Below are 24680 nucleotides of genomic sequence, written 5' to 3'. Positions count from 1 at the left end.
AGGAGACGGAGCGCGCCGGCGTCACTCCAGCGGAGCCACCGGTGGCTGGCCCTCGCGCCGGCCGAGGGTCACCCCGAGGCTCGCCGCGCTGACCATCACCAGGGCGACCAGCTCGCGTGCGCCGAGCCGCTGACCGAGCACGAGCAGCCCGGCCAGTGCGGCGGCAGCGGGCTCCAGGCTCATCAGGATGCCGAACACCCGGGTCGGGATGCGGCGCAGCGCGGCCAGCTCGAGGCCGTACGGGATGACGGAGGACAGCAGCGCCACGGCGAGGCCGGCAGCGAGGACCGCCGGGTCGTCCAGCGACCGGACGAGCCCCGGCGCGCCGAACGGCAGGGCGAGGAGCGCCGACACCAGCAGCGCCACGGCCAGCCCGTCCATCCCGGGCACCAGCCGGCCGACGTTGGCGCTGGCCAGGATGTAGGCGCCCCAGAAGAGGCCGGCCAGCAGGGCCAGAGCGAGCCCGGTCAGCGGCAGGTCGGAGCCGCCCTCCAGGCCGAGCAGGGCCACGCCGGTGCCGGCCAGCACCACCCAGAGCAGGTCGACGGCGCGGCGGGTCTGGACCAGCGCAACCAGCAGCGGGCCGACGAACTCGACGGTGACCGCGACGCCGAGCGGGATCTCTCGGATAGCGAGGTAGAACACGATGTTCATCGCGCCCATCGACAGGCCGAGCAGCACGGCGGCACCGATCTGGGTGCCGGACCAGCGGTGCACGGCCGGCCGCACGATCGCCGTCAGCAGCAGCCCGGAGAAGGCCAGCCGCATCAGCGTGACGCCGTTGGCGCCGGCCTCGTCGAAGGCGGTGCGGGCCACCGCGCTGCCGAACTGCACCGACAGGATCGAGACCAGCACCAGCGCCGGCGCAGGCACCCGGTCAGTAGGTGACCGGCGCGCGGACGGTGTGGTCACCGGGCGAGCCTAGGAGGCGGTGCCCGGGATAGGTTGCCGCGCGAGGAGGTGAGGGCGTGGCGGTGCGTGCGATCCGCGGCGCGGTGCAGCTCGACGTCGACGACCGCGACCACCTGCTCGCCGCGGTGGACGAGCTGATCCGCGAGATCCTGGCCCAGAACGCCCTGACCACCGACGACCTGATCTCGATGCTGTTCACCGCCACACCCGATCTGCACAGCGAGTTCCCTGCCCTGGCCGCGCGACAGCTGGGCATCGGCGACGTGCCGCTGCTGTGCACGCAGGAGCTCGACATCGAGGGCGCCATGCCGCGGGTGATCCGGGTGATGGTGCATGCCGACACCGAGCTGCCGAAGTCCGACGTGCGCCACGTCTACCTGCGCGGTGCCGCCGCCCTTCGCCGGGACCTCGCGCAGTGACGGGGGCCGACCCGCGGCCGGCGATCCGCTCCTGCCTCGTCGTCGGCACCGGCCTGATCGGCACCTCGGTGGCGCTCGCCCTGCGCGCCGCGGGCGTAGAGGTGCACCTCACCGACCGCGACCCCGAGGCGGTACGTCGTGCCGCCCAGCTGGGCGCCGGCACCGCCGACCCGGCGGCCAGCCAGGTCGACGTCGCCGTCGTGGCGGTCGCCCCGTCGGCGACGGCCGAGGTGGTCACCGGGCTGGTCGCCGGCAACAGCGCGGCGACCGTCGTCGACACGGCAGGGGTCAAGGAGCAGGTGCTGGGAGCGGTCCGGCAGGCGCTGGGGGAGACGCCGCACTTCGTCGGGACCCACCCGATGGCCGGCCGTGAGCGGTCGGGACCCGGTGCGGCGAGAGCCGACCTGTTCCAGGGGCGGCCGTGGGTGCTGGTGCCCGACGGGGCGGACGACCGGTCGCTGCGCCGGGCACGGGCGCTGGTCGAGCTGTGTGGCGGCGTACCGCTGGAGATGGGTGCGGGGGAGCACGACGCCGCGGTCGCGCTGGTCTCGCACGTGCCGCAGGTCGCGGCGTCGCTGGTGGCCGCGCGGCTCGCCGAGGGTGCGGACCGCGCCCTGCCCATCACCGGGCAGGGGCTGCGGGACGTTACTCGGGTGGCTGCCTCCGACCCCGACCTGTGGGTGGACATCCTCGCCGCCAACCCCTCACCGGTCGCGCACGCGCTCACCGAGCTGCGCGCCGACCTGGACGCGGTCGTGCACGCGCTGCACGAGGTGCACGACGATCCCGAGTGGGCGCGCACCGCGCTGCGCGAGGTGCTGGTGCGGGGCAACGCCGGGCGGGCGCGCCTGCCGGGCAAGCACGGCGGGCGTTCGACGACGTACGCCGTGGTGCCCGTGGTGGTCCCGGACCGTCCCGGCGAGCTGGCCCGGCTGGTCAACGACGTGGGAGCGTCCGGGGTCAACATCGAGGACCTGCGCATCGAGCACTCGCCCGGGCAGCCGGTCGGCCTGGTCGAGCTGGCCGTCGCGCCGGCCTCAGCGGCAGCCGTGGCCCGGACCCTGGGCGGCCTCGGCTGGGTCGTGCACCCGGGAGAGGCGTAACCTTCTCGGGTCCCCGCCCCCGGTCTCTCGAGGTTCTCGCATGCCCACGTCCAGCCCCGACGACGCCGTCGGCGCTCTGAGCCGCGTCGTCGTCGCCGTGGACGGGCCGTCCGGGTCGGGCAAGTCGAGCGTGTCGCGCGCCGTGGCCCAGCAGCTCGGCCTGCGCTACCTGGACACCGGGGCGATGTACCGCGCGCTGACCTGGTGGGCGCTCGAGCGCGGCGTCGACGTCGCCGACGACGCGACCCGCCCCGAGGTGGCCGACCTCGCGGTCCGGCTCCCGCTCGCGGTCTCGCTGTCACCGACGGATGCCTCGGTCACGGTCGACGGTCACGACGTGACGGAGGCGATCCGGGAGCCGCGGATCTCCGCCGCGGTCAGCGCCGTCGCGACCAACCTCGACGTCCGCACCGAGCTGGTGCGCCGCCAGCGCGAGATCGCCGCGTCGGGCGGCATCGTCGTCGAGGGCCGCGACATCACCACCGTCGTCGCGCCGGACGCCGACGTGCGGGTGCTGCTCACCGCCGACGAGTCGGCCCGGTTGATCCGCCGTGCCCTCGAGGTGCACGGGGCTGCGGACGACGATGCGCTCGCCGCGACCCGCGACCACGTGGTGCGGCGCGACGCGCAGGACTCGACGGTGGCGACCTTCACCGAGGCGGCCGACGGCGTGACCGTGCTCGACTCGTCGGCGCTGACCTTCGACGAGACGGTCGAGGCGCTGCTGGGCCTCGTCACGGCCCGGGCCGGATCCTCGTGACCGACGTCGAGCTGCCGGTGGACGACGCCGACGCGGGACCGGTGCCGGTGCTCGCCGTGGTCGGCCGGCCCAACGTCGGCAAGTCGACCCTGGTCAACCGCATCCTCGGCCGCCGTGAGGCCGTCGTCGAGGACGTGCCCGGCGTGACCCGGGACCGGGTGCCCTACGACGCGGCGTGGAACGGCCGCCGGTTCACCGTCGTGGACACCGGCGGGTGGGAGCAGGACGCCAGGGGGCTGCAGGCCCAGGTGGCCGCGCAGGCCGAGCTGGCGATCGCGGCTGCGGACGCGGTGCTCTTCGTGGTCGACGCGACGGTCGGGGCGACCGACACCGACGAGGCCGTGGTGCGCGTGCTGCGCCGGGCCGGCAAGCCTGTCGTCCTCGTTGCCAACAAGGTCGACAGCCAACGGGTGGAGGGGGACGCGGCCGCGCTGTGGTCGCTCGGGCTGGGCGAGCCCTATCCGGTGTCGGCGCTGCACGGGCGTGGTTCCGGCGACATGCTCGACGCGGTGCTGGCCGCACTGCCCGAGACCCCGCCGGAGCGCCTCGACGACGAGGGCGGTCCCCGACGGGTGGCGCTGCTCGGTCGGCCCAACGTCGGCAAGTCCTCGCTGCTCAACAAGCTCGCAGGCACCGACCGGGTCGTCGTCGACGCGGTCGCCGGCACCACGCGCGACCCGGTCGACGAGATGCTCGAGCTGGGCGGCCGCGAGTGGCGCTTCGTCGACACCGCGGGCATCCGCCGACGGGCGCACCAGACCAGCGGCACCGACTACTACGCCACCCTGCGGACGCAGTCGGCGTTGGACCGGGCCGAGGTCGCCGTCGTTCTGATCGACGCGTCGGAGACGTTGTCCGAGCAGGACACCCGGATCATCTCGATGGTCGTCGAGTCCGGCCGGGCACTCGTGATCGCCTACAACAAGTGGGACCTGCTCGACGAGGAGCGCCGGTTCTACCTGGAGCGGGAGATCGAGCGCGACCTGGTGCAGGTGACCTGGGCGCCACGGGTGAACATCTCCGCGCGCACCGGCCGTCACGCCGACAAGCTGGTGCCGGCCCTCGACGCGGCGCTGGAGTCGTGGGACACCCGGGTGCCGACCGGACGGCTCAACGCGTTCCTCGGCGAGCTCGTCGCGGCGCACCCGCACCCGATCCGGGGCGGCAAGCAGCCGCGGATCCTCTTCGCCACCCAGGCCGACACCCGGCCGCCGCGGTTCGTGCTCTTCACGACCGGTTTCCTCGAGGCGGGCTACCGCCGGTTCGTCGAGCGCCGGCTGCGCGAGGAGTTCGGCTTCGTGGGCACGCCGATCGAGGTCAGCGTGAAGATGCGGGAGAAGCGCGGCCGCTGACGTTCGGCATCTCGGTCAGTCGACGAGGATGACCGAGATCCGTCCCTCGACCAGGGTGCTGAACCCCTGCTGCACCCGCGCTCCGCCGAGGTCGCGGGCGACCCGCCGGGCGTCGCGCCGCATGTCCGGCGTCAGCCAGTAGACCGTGGTCGCGCTGACGTTGCCGCGGAAGTCGTCCACCCGGCCGATCCGCCAGCCGGCCGCGCGGAGCCGGTCGGCGGCCTGGCTCGCCGCGCCGTCTCCCGCCGACTGGTTGAGGACGTCGACCTTGGGCGTGCGCTCCGGCTCCGTCGTGGCTGCGGTGGTGGCCGGCGCGCTCGTCGTGGCCGCCGGGCTCGAGGGGGCCTCGGATCCGGCCGGCGTGGACGTCGGGGTGCCGGCCGGCGTCGCGCGGCCGGAGGACTGCGCCTCGGTGCGGTCCGGGCTCGCCGTGACGTCGTCGTCGAGCCCCCCGCCGGTGGCCGCCACGACCGCGGTGATGACGGCGGCGATGGCGATGACGGCCAGCAGCTGGGTGAGGAACAGCCGCGCGAGCTGCCCGTAGGGCCCGCGCTCGTCGCGCTGGGGGTCGTCGGACCGGGCGTCGCGGACCTCCGGTTCCCGGGAGCTCGCCATGGGAGCACCCTAAGAGGTGAAGGAGGCGGGCCCGTGCGCGACGTCGAGCCTCAGCACGTCACGGTCGGCGGCCGGCGCATCGCCTACCGCCGCAACGGCAGCGGCCCGACGGTGCTGCTCCTGCACGGCGGCGTGAGCGACGGGCGCGAGTGGCTGCCGCTGATGACCGACGTCCGGGCCGATGCGGACGTCGTCGCGCTCGACGTGCCGGGCTGCGGAGGGTCGGACGACCCGCCGCCGGGCTGCACACTCTCTGACCTGTCGGACCACGTCGCCGGCGTGGTCCGGGCGCTCGATCTCGGACCGGTGCACCTCGGTGGGCTGTCCTTCGGCGGGGGACTGGCTCTCCAGGTGGCGCTCCGGCACCCCGCGGTGGTGCGGTCGCTGCTGCTGTTCTCCGCCTATGCGGGCTGGGCCGGCTCCTTGCCGCCGGAGGAGGTGGCCGAGCGTAGGACTTCGGCGAGGATCTTCCTGACCGGCTCCCGGCCGACCGAGCCGGCCGAGCTGGTGTCGGGGCTGCTGGGCAGCCCGTTGACCTCGGAGCTGGCCGACCTGCTGGAGCAGGTCACCGCCGGCGCACGGCCGGGCCCCACGATGGACCTGCTCGAGGCGTTCGCCGACGCGGACCTGAGTGCGGAGCTGGGGGACGTCCGGTGCCCGACCCTGGTCGTGCACGGCGAGCGGGACGAGCGGGCACCCCGTCCGGTGGCGGAGGCGCTGCACCGCGGGATCCCGGGGTCGCGGCTGGTCGTGCTCCCCGGCGTGGGTCACATGGTGAACCTCGAGGCGCGCGCCGAGACCGCTGCCCTGGTGCGCGACGTGGTGGCGCGCGGATAGGCCTCACCGGCCCGAGATGCGGAGCCACGCGGCACTCAACGCACCGCAGCCCCGCATCTCGACAACACGGCTGGCCGCCGCGGCAGAGCCACCGAGCGACCGAGCGGTCAGTTCGGGGCGAGGCCGGGGATCGTCGCCAGCTGACTCTCGACGATCTCGCGGTCCTCGTCGTCGTCCACGGCCTCCAGCACGCTGCGGGCGTCCGCAGCGAACGCGTCGCGCTCCTCGTCGTGCCCGGCGACGGCATGTGCCCGGGCCAGGCCCTCGAGGGTCGATGCGACCAGCCAGGTGGGCAGCTCCTCGGACGACGTCGACACCCGCTCGTGCGCCGCGGCGGCGAAGTCGAGCGCCAGCCCGGCGTGCCCCAGCCGGCTGGCGACATGGGCGACCAGCCAGTCGCCCGCGGCGAGGTTCTCGTCCGTGCCGATGCCGGCCCAGTGCAGGCGGGACGCCATCGCGGTCATCAGCGCCTCGCGGTCGCCGGCGTCGTCCCGGTCCGCGTCCTCGAGCAGCTCCCACGTGCGGTTGAACAGTCGCACGGCCACGGCACGCTGGGCAGCCGGGTCGAGGTCACCAGTGGTCATGGCCGGATGGTGGCACGCGGACGCCGTCGGGTGCGGCACCATTTCCGCCGTGCGCCTATACCTGTCGTCCTTCCGGCTCGGCGACCACCCCGAGCACCTGGTCCGGCTGGCGGGGGAAGGTGCCCGGGTTGCAGTGGTCGCCAACTCGATCGACGGCGCCCCGGCGGACATCAGGCGCGGCGGCGTCGAGCGCGAGCTCGACGACCTCACCGGGCTGGGACTGCGGCCGCACGAGCTCGACCTGCGGGACCTCGCAGGCGCTGATGCCGTCGAGGCAGCATTGGACGGCGTCGACGCGGTCTGGGCGCGCGGCGGCAACACCTTCGTGCTCCGAGTCGCGCTGGCGCGCAGCGGCGCCGATGCGGTGCTCGCGGACGCGATCCGGCGGGACGCCCTCGTCTACGCCGGCTACAGCGCCGGCGGCTGCGTGCTGGCGCCGAGCCTGCGCGGGCTCGAGCTGGTCGACCCGGTCGAGGACGTCGAACGGGTCTGGCCGGGTGCCGGCGTCGTCTGGGACGGACTCGGCGTGCTGGACCGGGCGTTCGTCCCGCACTGGAGCTCGCCGGGACATCCGGAGACCGAGATGATCGACGACGTCGTCGCGCGGTACGACGCCGCCCGGACGCCGTACTGGAAGCTGCGTGACGGGCAGGTCCTGGTGCTGGACGGCGAGTCGGCGACCGTGGTGTGACCGCGGGACCGTCGCTCGGCTACTCCGACTCGTACTTGAACGAGAGCTGGACCTTGGTCCGGTAGACCAGGTCGCCGCCGTCACCCACCACGACGTCCTGCTTGATCACCTCGGCCACCCGGAGGTCGCGCAACGACGAGCCAGCGGTGGTGATTGCCTCTGCCGCTGCCTCTTCCCAGGAGCTAGGGCTGGTCCCGATCACATCGATCACGCGGTACACGCTCATGGCGATCCTCATCTCGCTCGCAGTGGACTTCGCTCATTGTGGTCGTTCTCAGGGGATGACGGATACACGGGGGCGGCCGGTGGCACGACCTTCAGTCGTACGTCGCCTGGAACTCGGCCATCGCAGCCTGCCCGTCCGGGTGGAACTGAGGACCGTGACCGGTCCCCGGCACGACGACCCGTCGTGCACCGGCGCCGACGAGCACCTCGGCCACCTCGTCGAAGGCGGCGCTCCACCCACCTGTCACCACGAGGATCGGCACCCGGGAGACCACCTCGAGGGGGAGCGGCGTCTCCCACGGCGGCGTGCTGCGCCGGAGGCGCGCACCCACCGCCGCGTACTCCGGATCGGCCGGGTCGGTGCCCGGGACACCCATGGCCAGCAGGAAGTCGTGGGTGAACTCGCCGTCCGACAGCTCGGGGTCGGTGCTGCGGTCGAACACCGCCGACATCGCCGCGACCATCTCGTCGACCGCGGGGCGGCCGCGTGCCAGGCCGAGACAGGCCGGCTCGAACAGCGTGAGCGACCGCACCGTTTCCGGCGCCTGGGCTGCGGCGAGCAACGCGGCCACGGCGCCGCCGGAGTGCGCGACGAGGTGGCTGCTGCGGCCGAGCGCCTCGACGATGCGCCTTGCGTCCCGCTGGGGGTCGTCGAAGGGCACCGGGTCGGCGTCGGTCGGCGTGAGTCGGTCCAGGAAGGACGACTCCGGGCTGGCGGCCGCCTGCACCGGCCAACCGTCGGGTCCACCGTCGCCGGCGCCGTACATGAAGACCGCTCGCATGATCGTGATCGTCGCAGGTGTGCGTGCCTGCCGCGGCGCATCGGCCGTACGGTGTCATGGTGACCGCGACCGCGCCCGACGCGACCTCCCCGCTGCGGCTTGCCGAGCTGCTCGACGAGCAGGGCTACCTCGCCGACGAGGGCGTGGCGACTGCCGCGTACCTGTCGCTGGCCATGGGGCGGCCGCTGTTCTGCGAGGGGGACGCCGGCGTCGGCAAGACCGCGCTTGCGGCCGCGCTGGCCGGTGTGCTGGACGCTCCGCTGATCCGCCTGCAGTGCTACGAGGGGCTGGATGCTGCGCAGGCGCTCTACGACTGGGACTTCCCGCGCCAGCTGCTGCACCTGCGGGCCGCCGAGGCAGCCGGTGTCCACGACGCCGAGCGGCTCGAGGCGGAGCTCTACGACCGGCGGTTCCTCGTGGCCCGACCGCTGCTGCAGGCGCTGGAGACGACGCCCAGCGTGCTGCTCGTCGACGAGGTGGACCGGGCCGACGACGAGTTCGAGGCGTTCCTGCTGGAGGTGCTCAGCGACTTCACCATCTCGGTGCCCGAGCTGGGGACGATCCGCGCGGAGACGCCGCCGGTCGTCGTCGTGACCAGCAACCGCACCCGCGAGGTGCACGACGCCCTCAAGCGCCGCTGCCTCTACCACTGGCTCGAGCACCCCGACCTGGAGCGCGAGGTCGCGATCATCCGGCGCCGGCTCCCTCAGGCCACGGCGCGGCTCGCCGAGGCGGTCGGCCGGGTGGCGCGAGCGGCGCGCACCGACGACCTGCTCAAGCCCCCCGGCGTCGCCGAGTCGCTGGACTGGACCGAGGCCCTGGTCGCGCTCGGTGTCGACGAGCTCTCGGACGCCTCGCTGGACCGGGCGTGCGCCAGCCTCGGCGCGTTCCTGAAGTACCGGGAGGACCAGGAGCGGGTGGCCGGCCGGCTGGCCGAGTGGGCGGCGGCGGGATGACCCCGGGTGGGAGCGGCGACGGGGCGCCGACCCTGGTCGGCTTCGCCCGCACCCTGCGCGCCGCCGGTGTCGACGCGACACCGGACCGGGTGCACCAGACCGTGCTGGCGACCGAGCACCTCGACCCGGCCCGCCGACGGGACCTCTACTGGGCCGGGCGGCTGACTCTCTGCTCCGGCCAGGACGACCTCGAGCGCTACGACCGCGCGTTCGCCGCCTACTTCGCCGGCGAGACCGCCCCGCCACGGCGGTCGATGTCGCCGGTGACCGTGGTCCGGCCGGTGGCCGTGCCGGGCGGCGCGGATCCGGGCACCCCCGGACCGGAGGACGCGCCCGCCGCGACCGCCAGCGAGCTCGACGTGCTGCGCCACCGCGACCTGGCCGCGCTGTCGCCGGCCGAGCGGGAGACCGTCCGCACTCTGATCGCGGCCATCGACCCGGTCGGCGCCACCCGGCTGTCCCGACGCCACCGCCCGTCCCACCGAGGCGCCCTTGACACCCGCCGCACCGTACGCGCGATGCTGCGCCGCGGCGGTGAGCCGGTGCGCCTCGAGCACCGCGCCCGCCGTCCGCGCCCCCGGCGCCTGGTGCTCCTCGTCGACGTGAGCGGGTCCATGCAGCCGTACGCCGACGCGTTCCTGCGCTTCGCCCACGCAGCGGCCCGGGCACGTCCCGGCACCGAGGTCTTCACCATCGGCACCCGGCTCACCAGAGTGACCCGCGAGATGCGCGGCCGCGACCCGTCCGCGGCGCTGCTCGCGGTGTCCGGCTCGGTGCCGGACTGGAGCGGCGGGACGCGGCTCGGCGAGCTGCTCAAGGCCTTCCTGGACCGTTGGGGGCAACGGGGCCTGGCGAGGGGAGCGGTCGTCCTGGTGGCCTCCGACGGGTGGGAGCGCGGCGACGCGACGCTGCTCGGCGAGCAGATGCGGCGGCTGGCACGGCTGGCGCACCGGGTCGTGTGGGCCAACCCGCACCGCGGGCAGCCGGGCTACGCCCCGATGACGGCCGGGATGCAGGCCGCGCTCCCGCACGTCGACGACTTCGTGGACGGGCACTCGCTGGCCGCCCTGCAGCACCTGGCGGCGGTCCTCTCGGCACAGTCCAGGGGTCGGGTGGTCAGCCGTGCATGACGTCGTGGACGAGGTGCGCCGCCTCTACGACTCGGGCGACCGGTTCGCGTTGGCGACGGTCGTCGGGACGTGGAGCAGTGCCCCCCGCCGGCCGGGGGCCGCGATGGTCGTGTCGACGTCGGGGGAGCCGACCGGGTCGGTGTCCGGCGGCTGCGTCGAGGGTGCGGTCTACGAGCTGGCGCAGGAGGTGATGGCCAGCGGCGAAGCGGTCCTGCAGCGCTACGGCGTCAGCGACGACGACGCGTTCGCCGTCGGGCTGACCTGCGGCGGCATCATCGACGTCTTCGTCGAGCCGGTCGACGCCTCGGTCTACGCGCAGCTGCCGGCGGTCGTGGCGTCGGTGCGCGCCCACGAGCCGGTCGCGGTGGCGACGGTGGTCGACGGGCCGGGCAACGTCGGTGCGCACCTGGCGGTGTGGGCCGACGTCGACCGGCCGACCCGGGGCAGCCTGGGCACGCAGCGGCTCGACGACGCGGTCGCTGACGACGTACGCGGCATGCTCGACCACGGCACCACCGGGCTGCTCCGCATCGGCCCGGACGGCGAACGCCGGCAGGACGAGCTCACCGTCTTCGTGCAGTCCTTCGCGCCGCCGCCGCGGATGCTCGTCTTCGGCGCGATCGACTTCGCGGCCGCTGTGGCGCGGGTCGGGAAGTTCCTCGGCTACCGGGTGACGGTCTGCGACGCGCGGCCGGTGTTCGCGACGGCCAAGCGGTTCCCGGAGGCCGACGAGGTCGTCGTCGAGTGGCCGCACCGCTACCTGCAGTCGACGACGGTCGACGCACGAACCGTCATCTGCGTGCTCACCCACGACCCGAAGTTCGACGTGCCGCTGCTCGAGGTGGCGCTGCGGACCGACGCGGCCTACATCGGGGCGATGGGCAGCCGGCGCACGCACGACGACCGGCTGGCACGGCTGCGCGAGGAAGGCGTCACCGAGGACGAGCTGGCCAGGCTGGCGTCGCCGATCGGCCTCGACATCGGCGCCCGCACGCCGGAGGAGACCGCGGTCTCGATCGCCGCCGAGATCGTGGCGCACCGATGGGGCGGGTCCGGCGCGCGGTTGACCGACACCGCCGGCCCGATCCACACCCAGCGGTGACCGCGGTCGTGGGGCTGGTGCTGGCCGCCGGCGCGGGCCGACGGTTCGGCGGGCCCAAAGCGGTCGTGGAGCTGGCGGGGGAGCGGTTGGTCGACCGCGCGGTGCGGGTGCTCGCCGACGGCGGGGTCTCCCAGGCGTACGTCGTCAGCGGCTCGGTCGCGCTGACGGTGGCCGGCGCCGTCGTGGTCGAGAACCCGGACTGGGAGTCGGGCATGGCGTCCTCGCTGCGGGCCGGGTTCGATGCGCTGCCGACCGAGGCCATGGCCGCCCTGGTCCTGCTGGTCGACCACGTCGGGCTGACGCCGGCCGCGGTCCGGCGGGTGGCCGGCGAGGTCACCGGCCCGGCGTCGCTGGTGGCCGCGACGTACGACGGGCGACTGGGCCACCCGGTAGTCCTCGGCCGGGACTGGTGGCCCGAGGTGCGTGCCACCGCCGCCGGCGACCAGGGTGCCCGGGCAGTGCTGGCGGCGCACCGCGACGTGCTGGTGCAGGCGGAGTGCTCGGACGTCGCGAGTGCCGCGGACGTGGACCGGCCTGGCGACCTGACGACGTACCGCGAGGGTCGTCATCCCTGACGACGCTGCGTGGCCGGTCTCCGGAGGCGGATCGCGGGGAAGAGACCGCGATCCGTCTCCGGAGAGCCTGAGCACCGCGGCAGCACCGGCCGACCCGTGAGGTCACTCGTCACTCGCTGGTGAGGACGACCAGCTGCTGGTCGCCCGGGTCATCGCGACGTAGCGATCGACGGCGCCCTCGATGCCGTCGCCGACCGACTCCGGGTCGACGAGGACGACGAGGTCGAACTCGAGCCTCTTCGCGAGCTCCGGCGTCAGCGACCCTCGAGGCTCTGCGCGATCGCCGCGACGTGCTCCTCGTCGCCGCCGATCAGCGTCGGGTCGGCCTTGGCGGCACGGTGGTCCGGCAGGTCGAAAGCGGTTGTCGAAAGCTGCACCGGCGGCCCCCATGTCGTGGTCCTTGTTGCCGGCCGGCGGTTCCGCGGCACCACCGGGGCCTTGCCGCAAGCCCCCCGCTGCGCTATACGTCGGGAGTGGAAGGGAGCCGGAAGGCCCCTTCCTTTCGTCTGTCCGACGCCGCTGCGAGGCTCGCGGCTACGTCGTCGTCGCGGGGTCCGGCTCTGTGGTGCGGTCGGGCCGCAGCCGAGGGGTCAGTGCGAGCTGGACGACAGCCACGGCGACCAGAGCGCTGAACGGCACGGTGAAGCTGTCGGTCGCGTCCCTGACGGCGCCGAAGAGGAACGGGCCGGTCGAGGCGAGCGAGTAGGAGAACAGGAAGACCATCGCGGACAGGCGGGCCGACGCCGCCGGGGTCGGCGCGTAGTCGACCAGCTTGACCAGCCCGAGCGAGAAGCCGGCACCTTGGCCGAGGCCCATCAGGGCCACCCACAGCCACGGTGCGGCGGTCGGCGCGGCCGCGATGCCGAGCGTCCCGATGACCGTGAGCAGCACCGCCGCCGCGACGAGCGGCCGTCGGTCGAGCACTCGGTCGGCGAGCGCCGGGCCGCCGACCCCGCTGACGAGCTGAACGATGCTCCAGACCGCGAGCAGCAGTCCCGCGTCACGCGCGGACCAGCCCCTCGCCTCGAACGACGGCGGGATCCAGGCCAGCTGGGTGTAGAAGCCCAGCGACTGCAGGGCCATGAACGTCGCCATCAGCCGGGCTGTCCCGGACCGCCAGGGCAGCGCCACCCGCGGGGTGTCGTCGGCGGGCTCCTCCTTGTCGTTGACCCGGCGGACGACCGGCAGCCAGCCCAGCAGGCCGACGACGGCGAGGCCGGACCAGGCGGCGAGCGACTGCTCCCACGAGCCGAGCTTCTCCGCGATCGGCACGCTGAGCGCCGAGGCGGCTGTCGCGCCGAGCATCATCGCGAGCAGGTAGACGCCGGTCATCGCGCCGGACCGGCCGGGGAAGAACTCCTTGACGATGCCCGGCAGCACCGTGCCGCACAGGGCGATGCCGATGCCGGCCAGCACGGTGCTGGTGAGCAGGACCGGCAGCACCTCACCGGCCAGTCGCATGGCCAGCCCGACGGCGAGGAGCACGAGTGCGACCGCGACCGTCGCCTCACGGCCGATCCGGTGCGCGAGTCGCTGCGACGCGGGGGCGAACAGGCCCATGCACAGCACCGGCACCGTGGTGAGCAGGCCCGCAGCTGCCGAGCTGAGCCCCAGGTCCTCCTGGATCGTGTGCACGAGCGGTGGCACCGAGGCCAGGGCGGCCCGGAGGTTGAGCGCGGCGAGGAAGATCGCGGCGACCAGCAGCGCGGGCGACGGGCGGCTCCCCGTGGTGCCGCTCGTGCTGGACACGGTGCGCGACGTCATGACCCGCCCATCGTCGCAGCATGCGCGGCGTGTCCCGGCCGACGGCCGACCGGTAGGCCACACCGCTCGCATACGGTGTCCGGATGGACGTCGCGTACCGCACCGAGGTGGGCCACGTCCGGTCGCGCAACGAGGACGCCCTGCTCGCCCGGCCCGAGCGCGGGGTGCTGGCGGTGGCCGACGGGCTCGGCGGCCACCCGGCGGGCGACGTCGCCAGCCTGACCGCGCTGGCCAGCGTCGACGAGGCGGCGCTCTCGGCCGGCTCGTCCGAGGACGACCTGCGAGCGGCAGCTGCCGCCGCCCACCAGGCGGTGCTCGACGCCGCAGCCGCGGAGCCGGGCCGCACCGGGATGGGCACCACGCTGGTGCTGGCCGCGGTATCGGAGGACGGCGCTCTCGTCCTGCACGTCGGCGACAGCCGGGCCTACCAGCTGGCGGCCAACGGCAGGCTGTCCGCGATCACCGAGGACCACGGCATGCACGGCTACCTCACCCAGGCCCTCGGCCTGGACCGCGAGGTCGCCCCCGACGTCGCCCGCGTCGAGTGCCCGCCTCGCAGCCGGCTGCTGCTGTGCACCGACGGGCTCACCAACATGGTCGACGACGCGGGTGTCGCCGAGCTCCTCGGTCGCGGCTCCGCGCAGGAGGCCTGCGACTCCCTGGTCGAGGCGGCTCTCGACGCCGGGGGCGTCGACAACGTGACAGTCGTGGTCGCCGCGTTCTGATCCCCGGGGGAGCACCCGGTCGTACGTCGTGGTCAGTCCCGGGGCGGGCCGGCGGCGACCCGAGCGTCCACGACGTCCATCCGCTCGTCCAGCGAGCCGGCCGAGCCCCAGCGCTCCTCCATCCACCAGGTGGCACCGGCGCCCCGCCACGGCTCGACCTGCGCCGCCGCGGCGGCCGGGTCGTCGACCGGCGTCTCACCCTCGACCAGCACGTCGATGCGCTCTCGGGTGACGCCGGCCCCGTTGTCGCGCAGCCAGCCGGTCAGGTCGCGCAGGTCGTCCGGCGTCGCCTCCCGGCCGTCGAGGTGGTACTCGGGGACCATGCCCCGCCCCCGGGAGCACGAAGCCGTAGCGCATGCCGGCGACGCTACGACCCGCCCCCGACAACCGGCGGCGCGAGGGCGGCCAGCGCAGTGACCGCCTCGGGGAAGATCGACGCGGGCGGGTTCACCAGCCCGGCACCGACCTGGCCGGTGCCCGCGAGGCGGCCCGCCATGCCGGTGTTGATGTGCGGCAGGATGCCGGTCCGCGTCACCAGCGTCGCGTCGATGCCGGTCGGCGTGCCGCGGAAGCCGAGCACCGGCACCTGGTAGACCGGGTTCTCGGCCAGCGTGATCTCGTACATCAGCCGGGTCGCTTCGATCGCGTCGCCGACCTCACCGCCGACGAACTTCACGATCGCCGGGGCGGCCGCCATCGCGAAGCCACCGATGCCGCCGGTCTCGGTGATCGCCGAGTCGCCGATGTCGGGGTTGGCGTCCTCCGGCCCGAAGGACCCGAGGTAGAGCCCGTCCGGCGTGTTGGCCGGGCCGGTGAACCACTGGTCGCCGGCGCCCGAGACCTGGATGCCGAAGTCGGTGCCGTTGCGCGCCATCGCGACGACCAGCGACGAGCCGGGCACGTCACGCGCTGCGTCGCCGGCCAGCTTGCAGGCCGGCATGCCCAGGTTGAGGAAGAAGTGGTCGTTGCCGGACACGAAGCGCACCGCCTCGGCGACGTCGGAGGTCGGCGCGCCCGAGTCGATCAGCGACGGCAGCAGCTCGCGCAGGAACATCAGGGTCCCGGCCCGGTTGCGGTTGTGTCCCTCGTCGCCCATCTGCAGCATCTGAGCCGCGATGGACTTGACGTCGACCGGGCCGCCGGAGTCGGTGCGGGCCCGGACGGCCGTCTGCAGCAGCGGCCCCAGGACGTCGGACATCCAGCGCAGCCGCTCCACCACCTCGGGGCCGTAGGCGCCGTAGCGGAGCACCTTGCCGAGCCCCTCGTTGAGCGAGCAGAAGGCGGTCCCGCCGTGCACCGGGTCGCGCAGCTCGAACATCCACATCGACGGGCTCACCACGCCGGCCATCGGCCCGACCGTGCGGTGGTGGTGGCACGGCTCCCAGTGCAGGCTGCCGCCGTCGGCCGCGCCCGCGAGCGCGTGCTCGGCCTCCTCCGGGGTGGCGGCCAGCCGCTCGTAGACCATCGCGCCGATCAGGGCGCCACGCAGGGGCCCGGACGCGCGGTCCCAGCCGATCGGCGGTCCCGCGTGCAGGAACGCCCCCTTGTCGAGGGCGAGCGCCTCGGACGCCGGACGTACGTCGACCAGCTCGGCCCCGGCGGCCAGCATGCGGGCGACCGCGGTCTCGTTGGCGGCGGCGTGCCTGGGGTCGGCGAGCACCCGGGCCAGGTCGGCCTCGACGCCCTCCTCGCCGAGCGGCGGGCGCCAGTCGACCTGCTGCACAGGCGCGGCCTGGGCCGCCACCGCGTCGGCGAACATCTGGGCGCCGACGGCCACCAGTCGCGGCTGGCTCCCGAGCAGACTCATGCTCGACCCCCCCGAGATCGACTGTGCGATGACACACCGGACACGCCGACGAACTGGTGTGTCGGGGCACATCTGAGGGTCATCGGGTGGCTCCGGTGGAGCCGGTCACGAGGGCGACGGCGTGCCGGGCGGCGGCGGCGTTGGACAGCCAGACCGATGCGCCGGCGTCGTGCAGCAGGTCCGCCTGGCGCCGGGGCTGCTGCGGGTCGTCGTGGGTCGCGCACAGCGACACCACGACGGCGAGCTCCCGGCCGTCCTCCGCGGCGCGGCCCCGGGCGGCGGCGATCGCCGGCGCCAGCTCGGCGGCCGGGTCCGGGTTGGCGGCGTGGCCGAGCACCACGTCCAGCAGGAGCACCGAACAGCTCGGGTCGGCGCCCTCGGCGGCGAGCCGGTCGATGCGGGTGCGCTGGTCGATCATCGGGTGCGCGCGTCCCTGAGTCAGGGCGTCGTCGCCGAAGTCGACCATCAGGTGGCCGGGGGAGCGCAGGTCCTCGCCGAGCGCCCACTCGGGCCGCAGCGGGATGTTGGACCGCACCTCGCCCAGCGTCTCGCTCGCGATCAGCATCGCCTCGTCGCACAGCGTCCCGCCGGCGAAGAGGCCGCGCAGCGAGCCGCCCGCAACCGGCGCCGGCTGCTCGTCCCACGACCACGGGTCGGCCCACTCCGCGCCGAGGTGCTCGACGGCCTTGCGCGCCACGGTCGTGAGGTCGTCCTGCCCCGGCCCCAGCAGGGCGACCAGCACCGGCGTCGAGAGCGACTCGGCGTAGGCCGTCACGTCCGCCGCCACCGCGGGGTCCGGCGGCTTGGAGACCAGCACGACGAGCTCGGTCGCCGGGTCCTCGTCGAGCAGCGCCAGCGCCGCCTTGGTCGACCGGCCGGCCACCGTCGCGGACAGGTCGCGGCCGCCGACGCCGAGGCAGTGGCTGACGCCCACCTGGCGGGTGTCCAGCATGCACATCACCTGCTGGGCGCCGGTGCCGCTCGCGGCCACGACGCCGACCGGGCCGGGGCGCACCTGGTTGGCGAACCCCAGGCCGATGCCGCCGACGACGGCGGTCCCGCAGTCGGGGCCCATCACGAGCAGCCCCCGACGAGCCGCCTCGTCCTTGAGCGCCACCTCCTGCTCGACCGGCACGTTGTCGCTGAAGACGAGCACCGACAGCCCGGCCTGCAGGGCCGACCAGGCCTCGGTGAACGCGTGCGGCCCCGGCACCGAGACCAGCGCGAGCGACGGCGGCTCGACGGCCCGGCGGACGGCCGAGCCGATGGTCCGCGGCTCGGGGTCGCGGCCGCCGAGCCCGTCGCCGCTGCCGCCGCCGGTCGTCGTCAGCACCTCCTCGAGCCGGGCCAGCGCGGCTGCCACCGCGTCGTCACCACCGGCCCGGACGGCCACGACGAGGTCGTTCGGCCCGGCGTCGGCGGGCGGGTCGAAGCCCACGCCGCGCATGAAGTCGAGGTTCAGCTCGGTGCCCATCGCCACCTGCGCCGCCTCGACGCCGTCGACGTCGGCCACCTGCCGGCTGACCTGCATCAGGGTCACCGAGTCGTGGTACGCACCGCGGCGCACCTCCACGTGGTCGCCGCTCACGCCGCCACCTCCGCGCCGGAGCGCGCCACCTCGCGGGCGCCCCGGAGCAGGCCGTGCGCCAGCGCGGCGCCCGAGGTGTGCCCGACCCGCAGCAGCCGGCCGAGGGCGGTCGCCACGTCACCGGCGTCACCGTGGCCGCCGAGCGCTTCGCCCAGCGCCAGCGCGGCTGGGACGCCGCGGCCGGCTGCCGCCTCCTCGAGCAGGCTCGCGGACAGGGCTGTCGTCGCGTGCCGCGCGGAGGTGACGACCGGCAGCAGGCCGTCCCGGGCCGCGGTGTCGTGGTGCACCGCGAGCAGCCAGCCGGCCAGCACGTCGTCACCTGCGGGGGTCAGCCCGGGCCCGCGGCCGAGGAGGTCGGCCGGGTCACCGGTCGGGTCGACCGGAGGCGGTACCCCGCGCAGCAGCTCGCCCAGGTCGACCCACCGCGGCGGCCCGCCGGATGACGGCCGCACCAGCGGCCGGCGGACCACCGGTGGCGCCCACCAGCGGACGACCCGCACGGTCAGCGGGCCGAGCTCGACGCGGTGCCCGCCGACCCGGGCCGGGTCGCCCGGCGAGACGCCCGCGAAAGGGCGGTCGCCCCGGTCGAGACCGAGCCGGAGCGCGCAGGGCAGCCCCAGCGCGTCCGCGGTCTCCGCGGCGACCAGCCGGGGCTCCGCCGGGTCGGTGACGACGTACACGCAGGAGGGGTGGACGCCCACCACCCGAGCCCTGCGGGGCGGGCCGGCGAGCAGGTCGCGCGCCGGCAGGGGGGCTGCGGCGGGCAGGGACGGCATGCCGGGACCGTAACGCGTCCCGCTCCCGGGGCGGCACCTTTGTCCGACCTCGACAAGCGCGGGGGACGAAACGCTGTCGTAACAGACCAGCCCCAGTTCCCACACCTGCGGGCCGTGATGGGCCACCCTGCTCTCCGGGTGACGAGGGTCACCGCGGACAGGGCGGCACAGGAGGCCACCATGGCGTTCAGCTGGAAGGTCGTCTACGAGGGGAAGACCCCGCCACCCGGTGAGGTGGTGAGACCGGACGAGCGCCTCTCGTGGGGCCGCACGGCCGGGATCGGGGCGCAGCACGTCATCGCGATGTTCGGCGCCACCTTCGTGTTCCCGCTGGTGATGGGCCTGGACCCCAACCTGGCCATCATGATGTCGGGCGTCGCGACGATCCTGTTTCTGCTCATCACGCAGGACAAGGTGCCGAGCTACCTCGGGACGAGCGCGTCGTTCGTCGGCGGTGTCTTCGCCATCCGTGCCGCGCAGGACAGCGACTCGCTGGTCACCGGCTCGATCATGGTCGCCGGCCTCGTGCTCGCCGCGGTCGGCCTGGCGATCAACTTCCTCGGCATCGGGATCATCCACAAGATCTTCCCGCCCGCCGTCACCGGCGGCGTGGTCATGCTGATCGGCTTCGGACTGGCCTACGTGGTCGCTGACGTCTACTGGCCGCAGGACCGCTGGGTCGCCCTGATCACGATGACCGCCCTGTTCGTCATGACGGCGCTGCTGCGCGGCTTCTGGAGCCGCATCGCGATCCTGCTGGCGCTGGTCTTCGGCTTCGTCCTGTCCTGGGTGCTGGACAAGACGGCCGGCGAGATCACCTCCTTCGACCCCGGTGCGGGGAAGATCACGACGCACGAGCGGGTCAACTTCGACGCCGTCAGCGACGCGTCGTGGATCGGCTTCCCCGACCTCACGGCACCGGACTTCAAGTTCTCCGCAATCATCCTGGTGCTGCCGGCCGTCATCGCGCTGATCGCCGAGAACACCGGGCACGTCAAGGCGGTCGGCGCCATGACCAAGACCGACCTGGACCCGATGATCGGCCGGGCGATCTTCGCCGACGGTGTCGGCACGGCGGTCTCGACTTCCGTGGGTGGCTCGCCGACGACGACGTACGCCGAGAACATCGGCGTCATGGCGGCCACCCGCATCTACTCGACCGCCGCCTATTACGTCGCCGGGCTGGTGGCGATCCTGTTCGGCCTGTGCCCGAAGTTCGGCGCGCTGGTCGCGGCGACGCCCGGCGGCGTCCTGGGCGGCATCACCGTCGTGCTCTACGGCATGATCGGCCTGCTCGGCGCCAAGATCTGGATCGAGAACCGGGTCGATTTCGCCAACCCGATCAACTTGGTGCCGATCGGCGCCGGCATCATCCTCGCGATCGGGCCCGTCGCGCAGAAGATCACCGACGACTTCACGCTCGAGGGGATCGCCCTCGGCACGATCGTGCTGCTGGCGGGCTACCACTTGGTCTACTTCCTCGCCCCCGCCTACATGAGGGACTCGCTGCACTCGCCGGGCGGGTACGAGGAGGGCACCGCGATCGCGGTCGGGCACACCGGCGTGCACCACGACCCGCTGGAGGACCAGGCCACCGGTGGGGAGATCGGGTACGACGAGGGTGCGGCCGGGCCGACGCACCCACCGGACCGCCGCGAGGACGCGGCCGGCGACGACCCGGGGAATGCCCGCTGAGCCGTCTGGAAGGATCGCGCTCGTGAAGCCGTCCGCGTTCGCGTACTCGGCACCCGAGAGCCTCGACGAGGCCCTCGCCGTGCTGGCGGACGCGGGCGGCGACGCGAAGGTCCTCGCCGGCGGCCAGAGCCTGCTGCCGATCCTGAGCATGCGGCTCGCGGCGCCGGCGCTGGTCGTCGACGTCAACCGGCTGCCCGACCTGGCGTACGTCCGCAGCGACCGTGATGCGGTCGTCGTGGGGGCCCTCGCGCGGCACGCCGCCGTCGAGCACGATGCGGCGGCCGCCGAGGCGATGCCGCTGCTGCGCCAGGCGCTGCGACTGGTCGCCCACCCGGTCATCCGCAACCGCGGCACCACCGTCGGCTCCCTCGCCCATGCCGACCCCAGCGGTGAGATGACGGCGGTGCTCGCCCTGACCGGCGGCTCGGTCACCGCCGTGAGCCGGGACGGCGGCGAGCGCGACGTCGCCGCGGCGGACTTCTTCTCCGGCCCGCTCGAGTCGAGCCTGCGCCCGGGGGAGCTCGCCGTCTCGGCGCGCTTCCCGCTCTTCCCGGACGGCACCCGCACTGCCTTCGTCGAGGTGGCCCGACGGCACGGTGACTACGCGATGTGCGGCGTCGCGGTGGCGGTCACGCTGGACGGCGGGGCAGTCGGCTCGGCGAAGGCCGCCTTCATCTCGATGGCTCCCACGCCGCTCGTCGTCGACCTGACCGACGCCGTCAGCGGTCGGCCGGCCGAGGGAGCCGACTGGTCGACGGCCTGCGACCTGGTGCGCGACACGGTCGACCCCGAGGGCGACATCCACGCCACCGCTGACTACCGCAGGCACCTGGCGGGTGTGCTGACCGCTCGCGCGATCGCCGAAGCGACCGGCGCCGCGACCGGGAAGGCAGCATGAGCGCGGCTGTGCCCTCTGAGCCGTCCGTGCCGTCCGGCGGGTCGGTGGTCGCGGCCGACCAGCTGTGCGACGTACGCCTGACGGTCAACGGCGTGCACCGCGAGGCGCGGGTGCCACCGCGACGGCTGCTGAGCGACGTCCTCCGGCACGACCTGCGGCTGACCGGGACGCACGTCGGGTGCGAGCACGGCGTGTGCGGCGCCTGCACGGTGCTGCTCGACGGCCGGCCGGTGCGGTCCTGCCTGCTGCTCGCCGTCACGGTCGCCGGGCACGCGGTGACCACGGTCGAGGGTCTCGGGACGCCGGACGCCATGCATCCGGTGCAGCAGGCCTTCCGCGAGTGCCACGGGCTGCAGTGCGGCTTCTGCACACCCGGCTTCCTGACGACCGTGGCCGCCTTCGTCGAGGAGAACCCCGAGCCGACCGAGGAGGAGGCGCGCGAGGCCGTCAGCGGCAACCTGTGCCGCTGCACCGGCTACCAGAACATCGTCGCGAGCGTGCTGCGAGCGGCCGAGATCACCCGGGACCGGGCCGCCGGCGAGGACGGCCCGCCGTGACCACCAAGCTCTTCGGCGAGCCGGTCCAGCGGGTCGAGGACGCCAAGCTGGTCACCGGCACCGCGCACTTCCTCGACGACATCGGCCACGACTCCCTCGGCGTCGCGTTCGTCCGCAGCCCGCACGCGCACGCGCGGGTGGTCGACATCGACGCGAGCGGCGCGCTGGAGGTCGACGGCCTGGTCGCGGTCTACACCTACGACGACCTGGTGGCCGCCGACGAGGCAGAGGGCAGCACCGTCGCCCACCCGCTGCCGCTGCTCATCCCGCACCCGTCCCTGCACGCGCCGCGCACCGGTTACGCGCTGGCCCGTGACGAGGTCAACCACGTCGGCGAGCCGGTCGTCATGGTGGTCGCCCGCGACCGCTACCTCGCCGAGGACGCCGCCGAGCGCGTCGTCGTCACCTACGACTTCCTGCCTCCGGTCGTCGGTGTCGCCGCCGCCCGCGAGGCCGCGCGCACCGTGCACGAGGACGTGCCGGACAACGTCGCGGCCCACCTGCTGCAGGTGGTCGGCGACGTCGACGCCGTGATGGCGGCGGCGCCGCGACGGCTGCGGCTCGACCTCGACGTCGAGCGCAGCGCCTCGATGCCGATGGAGGGCAAGGGCGTGCACGCCCGGTGGGACCCGGTCGACGGATCCATGCGGGTGCACTCGTCGACGCAGACGTCGACGTCGGTGCGCGCCGCGGTCGCCGCGCGGCTCGGCCTGCCGGCCGGGAAGGTGGAGTGCGTCGCGCCGATGGTGGGCGGCGGCTTCGGCGTCAAGATCGTGCACCCGTGGCCGGAGGAGGTGCTCGTCCCGTGGGCGGCGCGCCGGCTGGGCCACGAGGTCAAGTGGGTCGAGGACCGGCGCGAGCACTTCGTCTCGTCAGCCCACGAGCGCGGCCAGCTTCAGGAGATCGAGGTCGGCTTCGACGACGAGGGCCGCATCCTCGCGCTCGACGTGCGCTTCTGGCACGACAACGGCGCCTACACGCCGTACGGCGTCATCGTCCCGATCATCACCTCGACCCAGCTGCTCGGGCCGTACAAGCCGGCCGCCTACCGGTGCGAGTGGTGGTCGCTCTACACGAACACCGTCATCGTGACGCCCTACCGCGGGGCCGGCCGCCCGCAGGGCGTCTTCGCCATGGAGCGCACGGTTGACGCGATCGCGGAGGAGCTGGGCCTCGACCGGGCCGAGCTCCGGGCGCGCAACTTCATCCGGCCCGACGAGATGCCCTACGACCACCACCTGACCTTCCAGGACGGCCGGCCGCTGGTCTACGACTCCGGTGACTTCCCGGCCTCGCTGGCCAAGCTCAAGGAGCTCGTCGACTGGGACGCCACGCTGGCGATGGCAGCGGCCGCCCGTGCCGGGGGCCGGCACGTCGGGGTCGGCCTCGCCTGCTACGTCGAGGGCACCGGGGTCGGCCCCTACGAGGGCGCGCACGTCCGGGTCGAGAGCTCGGGCAAGGTCAAGGTGGCCACCGGCCTGACGACGCAGGGGCAGGGACACTTCACCTCCTTCGCCCAGGTCGCGGCCGACGAGCTCGGTGTGCCGCTCGAGGACGTCGAGGTGGTCACCGGTGACACCCGCCGCTTCGGCTACGCCGTCGGCACGTTCGCGTCGCGAGCGGCGGTCGTGAGCGGCAACGCGATCGCCCTCGCGTCCCGCAAGGTGCGCGAGAAGGCGCTGCGGATCGCCGGCGAGGCGCTCGAGGCGGATCCGGGCGACCTCGAGATCGTGGACGGGCAGGTGCGGGTCAAGGGGTCGCCCGGCGCGTCGATACCGCTGGCTACCGTGGCGGTGCTGTCCAACCCGCTGCGCTACGCCTTCGACGAGGCGTCCAAGGCGGCCACCCAGTTCGCGGTCGGTGACGCCAGCGGGCCGCCGGTGGCCGACGACGAGGAGCCCGGACTCGAGGGCACCGACTACTACTCGCCTACGCAGTCGACCTTCGCCAACGGCATGCACGCGGTCGTCGTCGAGACCGACCCGGAGACGGCCGAGATCTCGATCCTGCGCTACTGCGTGGTGCACGACTGCGGGCCGCTGATCAATCCGATGATCGTCGAGGGCCAGGTGCACGGGGGAGTCGCACAGGGGGTCGGCGGCGCGCTGTACGAGCGGATGGCCTACGACGAGAACGGCCAGCTGCTCAACGCGTCGTTCATGGACTTCCTCATGCCGTACGCCAGCGAGGTACCCCACATCGAGATCGACCACCTGGAGACCCCGTCGCCCCTGAACCCGCTGGGCATCAAGGGCGCCGGCGAGGCGGGCGTGATCCCGTCCGCGGCCGTCTTCGCGGCGGCGGTGGAGGACGCGGAGGGCTTCCCGATCACCAAGATGCCGATCTCGCCGAGCGAGCTGCACGAGCTGCGTGCCCGCCACGCGGCGGGGGAGCTGCGCCCGCTGCGACGACGTACGACGACGGAGGAGACATCGTGAAGGTCAACGGGACCGCCACCCTGCACGCGCCCCGCGAGCGGGTCTGGGCCGCCCTCAACGACCCCGCCGTGCTGGTCCGCACGATCCCGGGCTGCCAGCAGCTCGAGGAGGTCGGGACGGACTCCTACCGGATGACGATCACGGCCGGGGTCGCCTCGATCAAGGGCACCTACCTCGGGGACGTCGCGCTCACCGACCCCGCACCCCCCACGGGCTTCACGCTCAAGGCCTCGGGCGCCGGGGCGCCGGGCACCGTGAACGCCGACGTGCGGGTCACGCTCGACGACGCCGGGGACGGCCGGACCCTGCTGAGCTACGCCGCGGACGCCGTCGTCGGCGGCGCGGTCGGCGGCGTCGGGCAGCGCGTGCTCGCCGGCGTCGCCAAGAAG

At 74.2% G+C, this 24680-nt stretch carries 27 protein-coding genes; 16 read left to right on the top strand and 11 right to left on the bottom strand.

All coding sequences use genetic code 11. The annotated features are described in order from the left end of the window. Nucleotides 1-21 precede the first annotated feature (21 nt). On the bottom strand, nt 22-912 hold the full coding sequence (locus tag VK640_12755; GenBank protein ID HTE74054.1) for an EamA family transporter: 891 nt from the start codon (nt 910-912) through the stop codon (nt 22-24). A gap of 56 nt (nt 913-968) precedes the next feature. On the opposite strand from VK640_12755, the gene aroH reads away from it, so the two are divergent. From aroH to der, 4 genes are read left to right on the top strand one after another with little or no spacing between them, the layout of a single operon-like run. Beyond that, nucleotides 969-1331, top strand: a complete 363-nt coding sequence (aroH, locus tag VK640_12750; GenBank protein ID HTE74053.1) for a chorismate mutase — start codon at nt 969-971, stop codon at nt 1329-1331. A 23-nt stretch (nt 1332-1354) separates the two neighbouring features. Next, nucleotides 1355-2434: a prephenate dehydrogenase gene (locus VK640_12745; protein HTE74052.1), complete on the top strand. Its 1080-nt coding sequence runs from the start codon at nt 1355-1357 to the stop codon at nt 2432-2434. A 40-nt stretch (nt 2435-2474) separates the two neighbouring features. Beyond that, nucleotides 2475-3194, top strand: coding sequence for a (d)CMP kinase (gene cmk, locus VK640_12740; protein ID HTE74051.1), 720 nt, complete (start codon nt 2475-2477; stop codon nt 3192-3194). Beyond that, nucleotides 3191-4546, top strand: a complete 1356-nt coding sequence (der, locus tag VK640_12735) for a ribosome biogenesis GTPase Der (protein ID HTE74050.1) — start codon at nt 3191-3193, stop codon at nt 4544-4546. Before cmk ends, der begins: the two co-directional genes overlap by 4 nt. A 15-nt stretch (nt 4547-4561) precedes the next feature. Here the strand turns inward: der and VK640_12730 are convergent, their stop codons facing one another. Further along, nucleotides 4562-5161, bottom strand: coding sequence for a LytR C-terminal domain-containing protein (locus VK640_12730; GenBank protein ID HTE74049.1), 600 nt, complete (start codon nt 5159-5161; stop codon nt 4562-4564). A 33-nt stretch (nt 5162-5194) separates the two neighbouring features. On the opposite strand from VK640_12730, the gene VK640_12725 reads away from it, so the two are divergent. Next, nucleotides 5195-5998 (top strand): alpha/beta fold hydrolase, encoded by an 804-nt coding sequence (locus VK640_12725; GenBank protein ID HTE74048.1) that lies wholly within the window; start codon nt 5195-5197, stop codon nt 5996-5998. A 107-nt stretch (nt 5999-6105) separates the two neighbouring features. On the opposite strand, the gene VK640_12720 is transcribed toward VK640_12725, so the two are convergent. After that, entirely contained in the window at nt 6106-6582 is a 477-nt protein-coding gene (locus VK640_12720) for a hypothetical protein (GenBank protein HTE74047.1), read from the bottom strand. Nucleotides 6583-6631: 49 nt separating this feature from the next. Here VK640_12720 and VK640_12715 point away from each other — a divergent pair, with 49 nt between their 5' ends. Further along, on the top strand, nt 6632-7273 hold the full coding sequence (locus VK640_12715; GenBank protein ID HTE74046.1) for a Type 1 glutamine amidotransferase-like domain-containing protein: 642 nt from the start codon (nt 6632-6634) through the stop codon (nt 7271-7273). 19 nt (nt 7274-7292) lie between these two features. Here the strand turns inward: VK640_12715 and VK640_12710 are convergent, their stop codons facing one another. Both VK640_12710 and VK640_12705 read right to left on the bottom strand, forming a co-directional pair. Further along, nucleotides 7293-7499: a dodecin domain-containing protein gene (locus VK640_12710; protein HTE74045.1), complete on the bottom strand. Its 207-nt coding sequence runs from the start codon at nt 7497-7499 to the stop codon at nt 7293-7295. A 91-nt stretch (nt 7500-7590) separates the two neighbouring features. Further along, nucleotides 7591-8280, bottom strand: a complete 690-nt coding sequence (locus VK640_12705) for an alpha/beta hydrolase (GenBank protein HTE74044.1) — start codon at nt 8278-8280, stop codon at nt 7591-7593. A 56-nt stretch (nt 8281-8336) separates the two neighbouring features. Here VK640_12705 and VK640_12700 point away from each other — a divergent pair, with 56 nt between their 5' ends. From VK640_12700 to VK640_12685, 4 genes are read left to right on the top strand one after another with little or no spacing between them, the layout of a single operon-like run. Next, the gene (locus tag VK640_12700; GenBank protein ID HTE74043.1) at nt 8337-9236 is read left to right on the top strand and encodes a MoxR family ATPase; all 900 of its coding nucleotides are present in this window, start codon (nt 8337-8339) and stop codon (nt 9234-9236) included. Continuing rightward, a complete protein-coding gene (locus VK640_12695; protein ID HTE74042.1) occupies nt 9233-10366 on the top strand; it encodes a VWA domain-containing protein in 1134 nt (377 codons plus the stop codon). Before VK640_12700 ends, VK640_12695 begins: the two co-directional genes overlap by 4 nt. Beyond that, entirely contained in the window at nt 10359-11468 is a 1110-nt protein-coding gene (locus VK640_12690; GenBank protein HTE74041.1) for an XdhC/CoxI family protein, read from the top strand. Before VK640_12695 ends, VK640_12690 begins: the two co-directional genes overlap by 8 nt. Further along, on the top strand, nt 11465-12043 hold the full coding sequence (locus VK640_12685) for a nucleotidyltransferase family protein (GenBank protein HTE74040.1): 579 nt from the start codon (nt 11465-11467) through the stop codon (nt 12041-12043). Before VK640_12690 ends, VK640_12685 begins: the two co-directional genes overlap by 4 nt. A 254-nt stretch (nt 12044-12297) precedes the next feature. Here the strand turns inward: VK640_12685 and VK640_12680 are convergent, their stop codons facing one another. Both VK640_12680 and VK640_12675 read right to left on the bottom strand, forming a co-directional pair. Further along, the gene (locus VK640_12680; GenBank protein ID HTE74039.1) at nt 12298-12420 is read right to left on the bottom strand and encodes a hypothetical protein; all 123 of its coding nucleotides are present in this window, start codon (nt 12418-12420) and stop codon (nt 12298-12300) included. A gap of 157 nt (nt 12421-12577) precedes the next feature. Further along, on the bottom strand, nt 12578-13807 hold the full coding sequence (locus VK640_12675; GenBank protein HTE74038.1) for an MFS transporter: 1230 nt from the start codon (nt 13805-13807) through the stop codon (nt 12578-12580). An 83-nt stretch (nt 13808-13890) separates the two neighbouring features. Between VK640_12675 and VK640_12670 the strand changes: the two genes are divergently transcribed. Beyond that, the gene (locus VK640_12670) at nt 13891-14532 is read left to right on the top strand and encodes a protein phosphatase 2C domain-containing protein (protein HTE74037.1); all 642 of its coding nucleotides are present in this window, start codon (nt 13891-13893) and stop codon (nt 14530-14532) included. Nucleotides 14533-14564: 32 nt separating this feature from the next. Here VK640_12670 and VK640_12665 read toward each other — a convergent pair whose 3' ends face one another. The 4 genes from VK640_12665 to VK640_12650 form a co-directional block, all read right to left on the bottom strand. Further along, nucleotides 14565-14855, bottom strand: a complete 291-nt coding sequence (locus tag VK640_12665; GenBank protein HTE74036.1) for a hypothetical protein — start codon at nt 14853-14855, stop codon at nt 14565-14567. 44 nt (nt 14856-14899) lie between these two features. After that, entirely contained in the window at nt 14900-16339 is a 1440-nt protein-coding gene (locus VK640_12660) for a DUF1116 domain-containing protein (protein ID HTE74035.1), read from the bottom strand. Between the two features lie 79 nt (nt 16340-16418). Then, nucleotides 16419-17927, bottom strand: coding sequence for an FdrA family protein (locus tag VK640_12655; GenBank protein ID HTE74034.1), 1509 nt, complete (start codon nt 17925-17927; stop codon nt 16419-16421). Next, entirely contained in the window at nt 17924-18703 is a 780-nt protein-coding gene (locus VK640_12650; GenBank protein HTE74033.1) for a DUF2877 domain-containing protein, read from the bottom strand. The genes VK640_12655 and VK640_12650 overlap by 4 nt, the downstream gene beginning before the upstream one ends. Nucleotides 18704-18883: 180 nt before the next feature. Between VK640_12650 and VK640_12645 the strand changes: the two genes are divergently transcribed. From VK640_12645 to VK640_12625, 5 genes are all read left to right on the top strand, one after another. After that, nucleotides 18884-20398, top strand: a complete 1515-nt coding sequence (locus VK640_12645; protein ID HTE74032.1) for a solute carrier family 23 protein — start codon at nt 18884-18886, stop codon at nt 20396-20398. A 22-nt stretch (nt 20399-20420) separates the two neighbouring features. Beyond that, nucleotides 20421-21296: an FAD binding domain-containing protein gene (locus VK640_12640; GenBank protein ID HTE74031.1), complete on the top strand. Its 876-nt coding sequence runs from the start codon at nt 20421-20423 to the stop codon at nt 21294-21296. Then, nucleotides 21293-21853: a (2Fe-2S)-binding protein gene (locus VK640_12635; protein HTE74030.1), complete on the top strand. Its 561-nt coding sequence runs from the start codon at nt 21293-21295 to the stop codon at nt 21851-21853. The genes VK640_12640 and VK640_12635 overlap by 4 nt, the downstream gene beginning before the upstream one ends. Next, nucleotides 21850-24291 (top strand): aerobic carbon-monoxide dehydrogenase large subunit, encoded by a 2442-nt coding sequence (gene cutA, locus VK640_12630; GenBank protein HTE74029.1) that lies wholly within the window; start codon nt 21850-21852, stop codon nt 24289-24291. The genes VK640_12635 and cutA overlap by 4 nt, the downstream gene beginning before the upstream one ends. Next, on the top strand, nt 24288-24680 hold a 393-nt coding region (locus VK640_12625; GenBank protein HTE74028.1), incomplete at its 3' end, for a carbon monoxide dehydrogenase subunit G. The genes cutA and VK640_12625, both read left to right, overlap by 4 nt.

The sequence above is a fragment of the Actinomycetes bacterium genome (genome assembly GCA_035489715.1).
Classification (GTDB): domain Bacteria; phylum Actinomycetota; class Actinomycetes; order JACCUZ01; family JACCUZ01; genus DATHAP01.
The sequence above is the reverse complement of the archived record's forward strand: the minus strand, read 5'-3'. Positions and strand labels throughout refer to the sequence as shown.

Bases quoted from the DNA above. Each gene is read 5' to 3' on its own strand.
- cmk (HTE74051.1), top strand. From the start codon at position 2,475: ATGCCCACGTCCAGCCCCGACGACGCCGTCGGCGCTCTGAGCCGCGTC.
- VK640_12730 (HTE74049.1), bottom strand. From the start codon at position 5,161: ATGGCGAGCTCCCGGGAACCGGAGGTCCGCGACGCCCGGTCCGACGAC.
- VK640_12720 (HTE74047.1), bottom strand. From the start codon at position 6,582: ATGACCACTGGTGACCTCGACCCGGCTGCCCAGCGTGCCGTGGCCGTG.
- VK640_12710 (HTE74045.1), bottom strand. From the start codon at position 7,499: ATGAGCGTGTACCGCGTGATCGATGTGATCGGGACCAGCCCTAGCTCC.
- VK640_12705 (HTE74044.1), bottom strand. From the start codon at position 8,280: ATGCGAGCGGTCTTCATGTACGGCGCCGGCGACGGTGGACCCGACGGT.
- VK640_12700 (HTE74043.1), top strand. From the start codon at position 8,337: ATGGTGACCGCGACCGCGCCCGACGCGACCTCCCCGCTGCGGCTTGCC.
- VK640_12695 (HTE74042.1), top strand. From the start codon at position 9,233: ATGACCCCGGGTGGGAGCGGCGACGGGGCGCCGACCCTGGTCGGCTTC.
- VK640_12675 (HTE74038.1), bottom strand. From the start codon at position 13,807: ATGACGTCGCGCACCGTGTCCAGCACGAGCGGCACCACGGGGAGCCGC.
- VK640_12670 (HTE74037.1), top strand. From the start codon at position 13,891: ATGGACGTCGCGTACCGCACCGAGGTGGGCCACGTCCGGTCGCGCAAC.
- VK640_12665 (HTE74036.1), bottom strand. From the start codon at position 14,855: ATGGTCCCCGAGTACCACCTCGACGGCCGGGAGGCGACGCCGGACGAC.
- VK640_12660 (HTE74035.1), bottom strand. From the start codon at position 16,339: ATGAGTCTGCTCGGGAGCCAGCCGCGACTGGTGGCCGTCGGCGCCCAG.
- VK640_12650 (HTE74033.1), bottom strand. From the start codon at position 18,703: ATGCCGTCCCTGCCCGCCGCAGCCCCCCTGCCGGCGCGCGACCTGCTC.
- VK640_12645 (HTE74032.1), top strand. From the start codon at position 18,884: ATGGCGTTCAGCTGGAAGGTCGTCTACGAGGGGAAGACCCCGCCACCC.
- VK640_12635 (HTE74030.1), top strand. From the start codon at position 21,293: ATGAGCGCGGCTGTGCCCTCTGAGCCGTCCGTGCCGTCCGGCGGGTCG.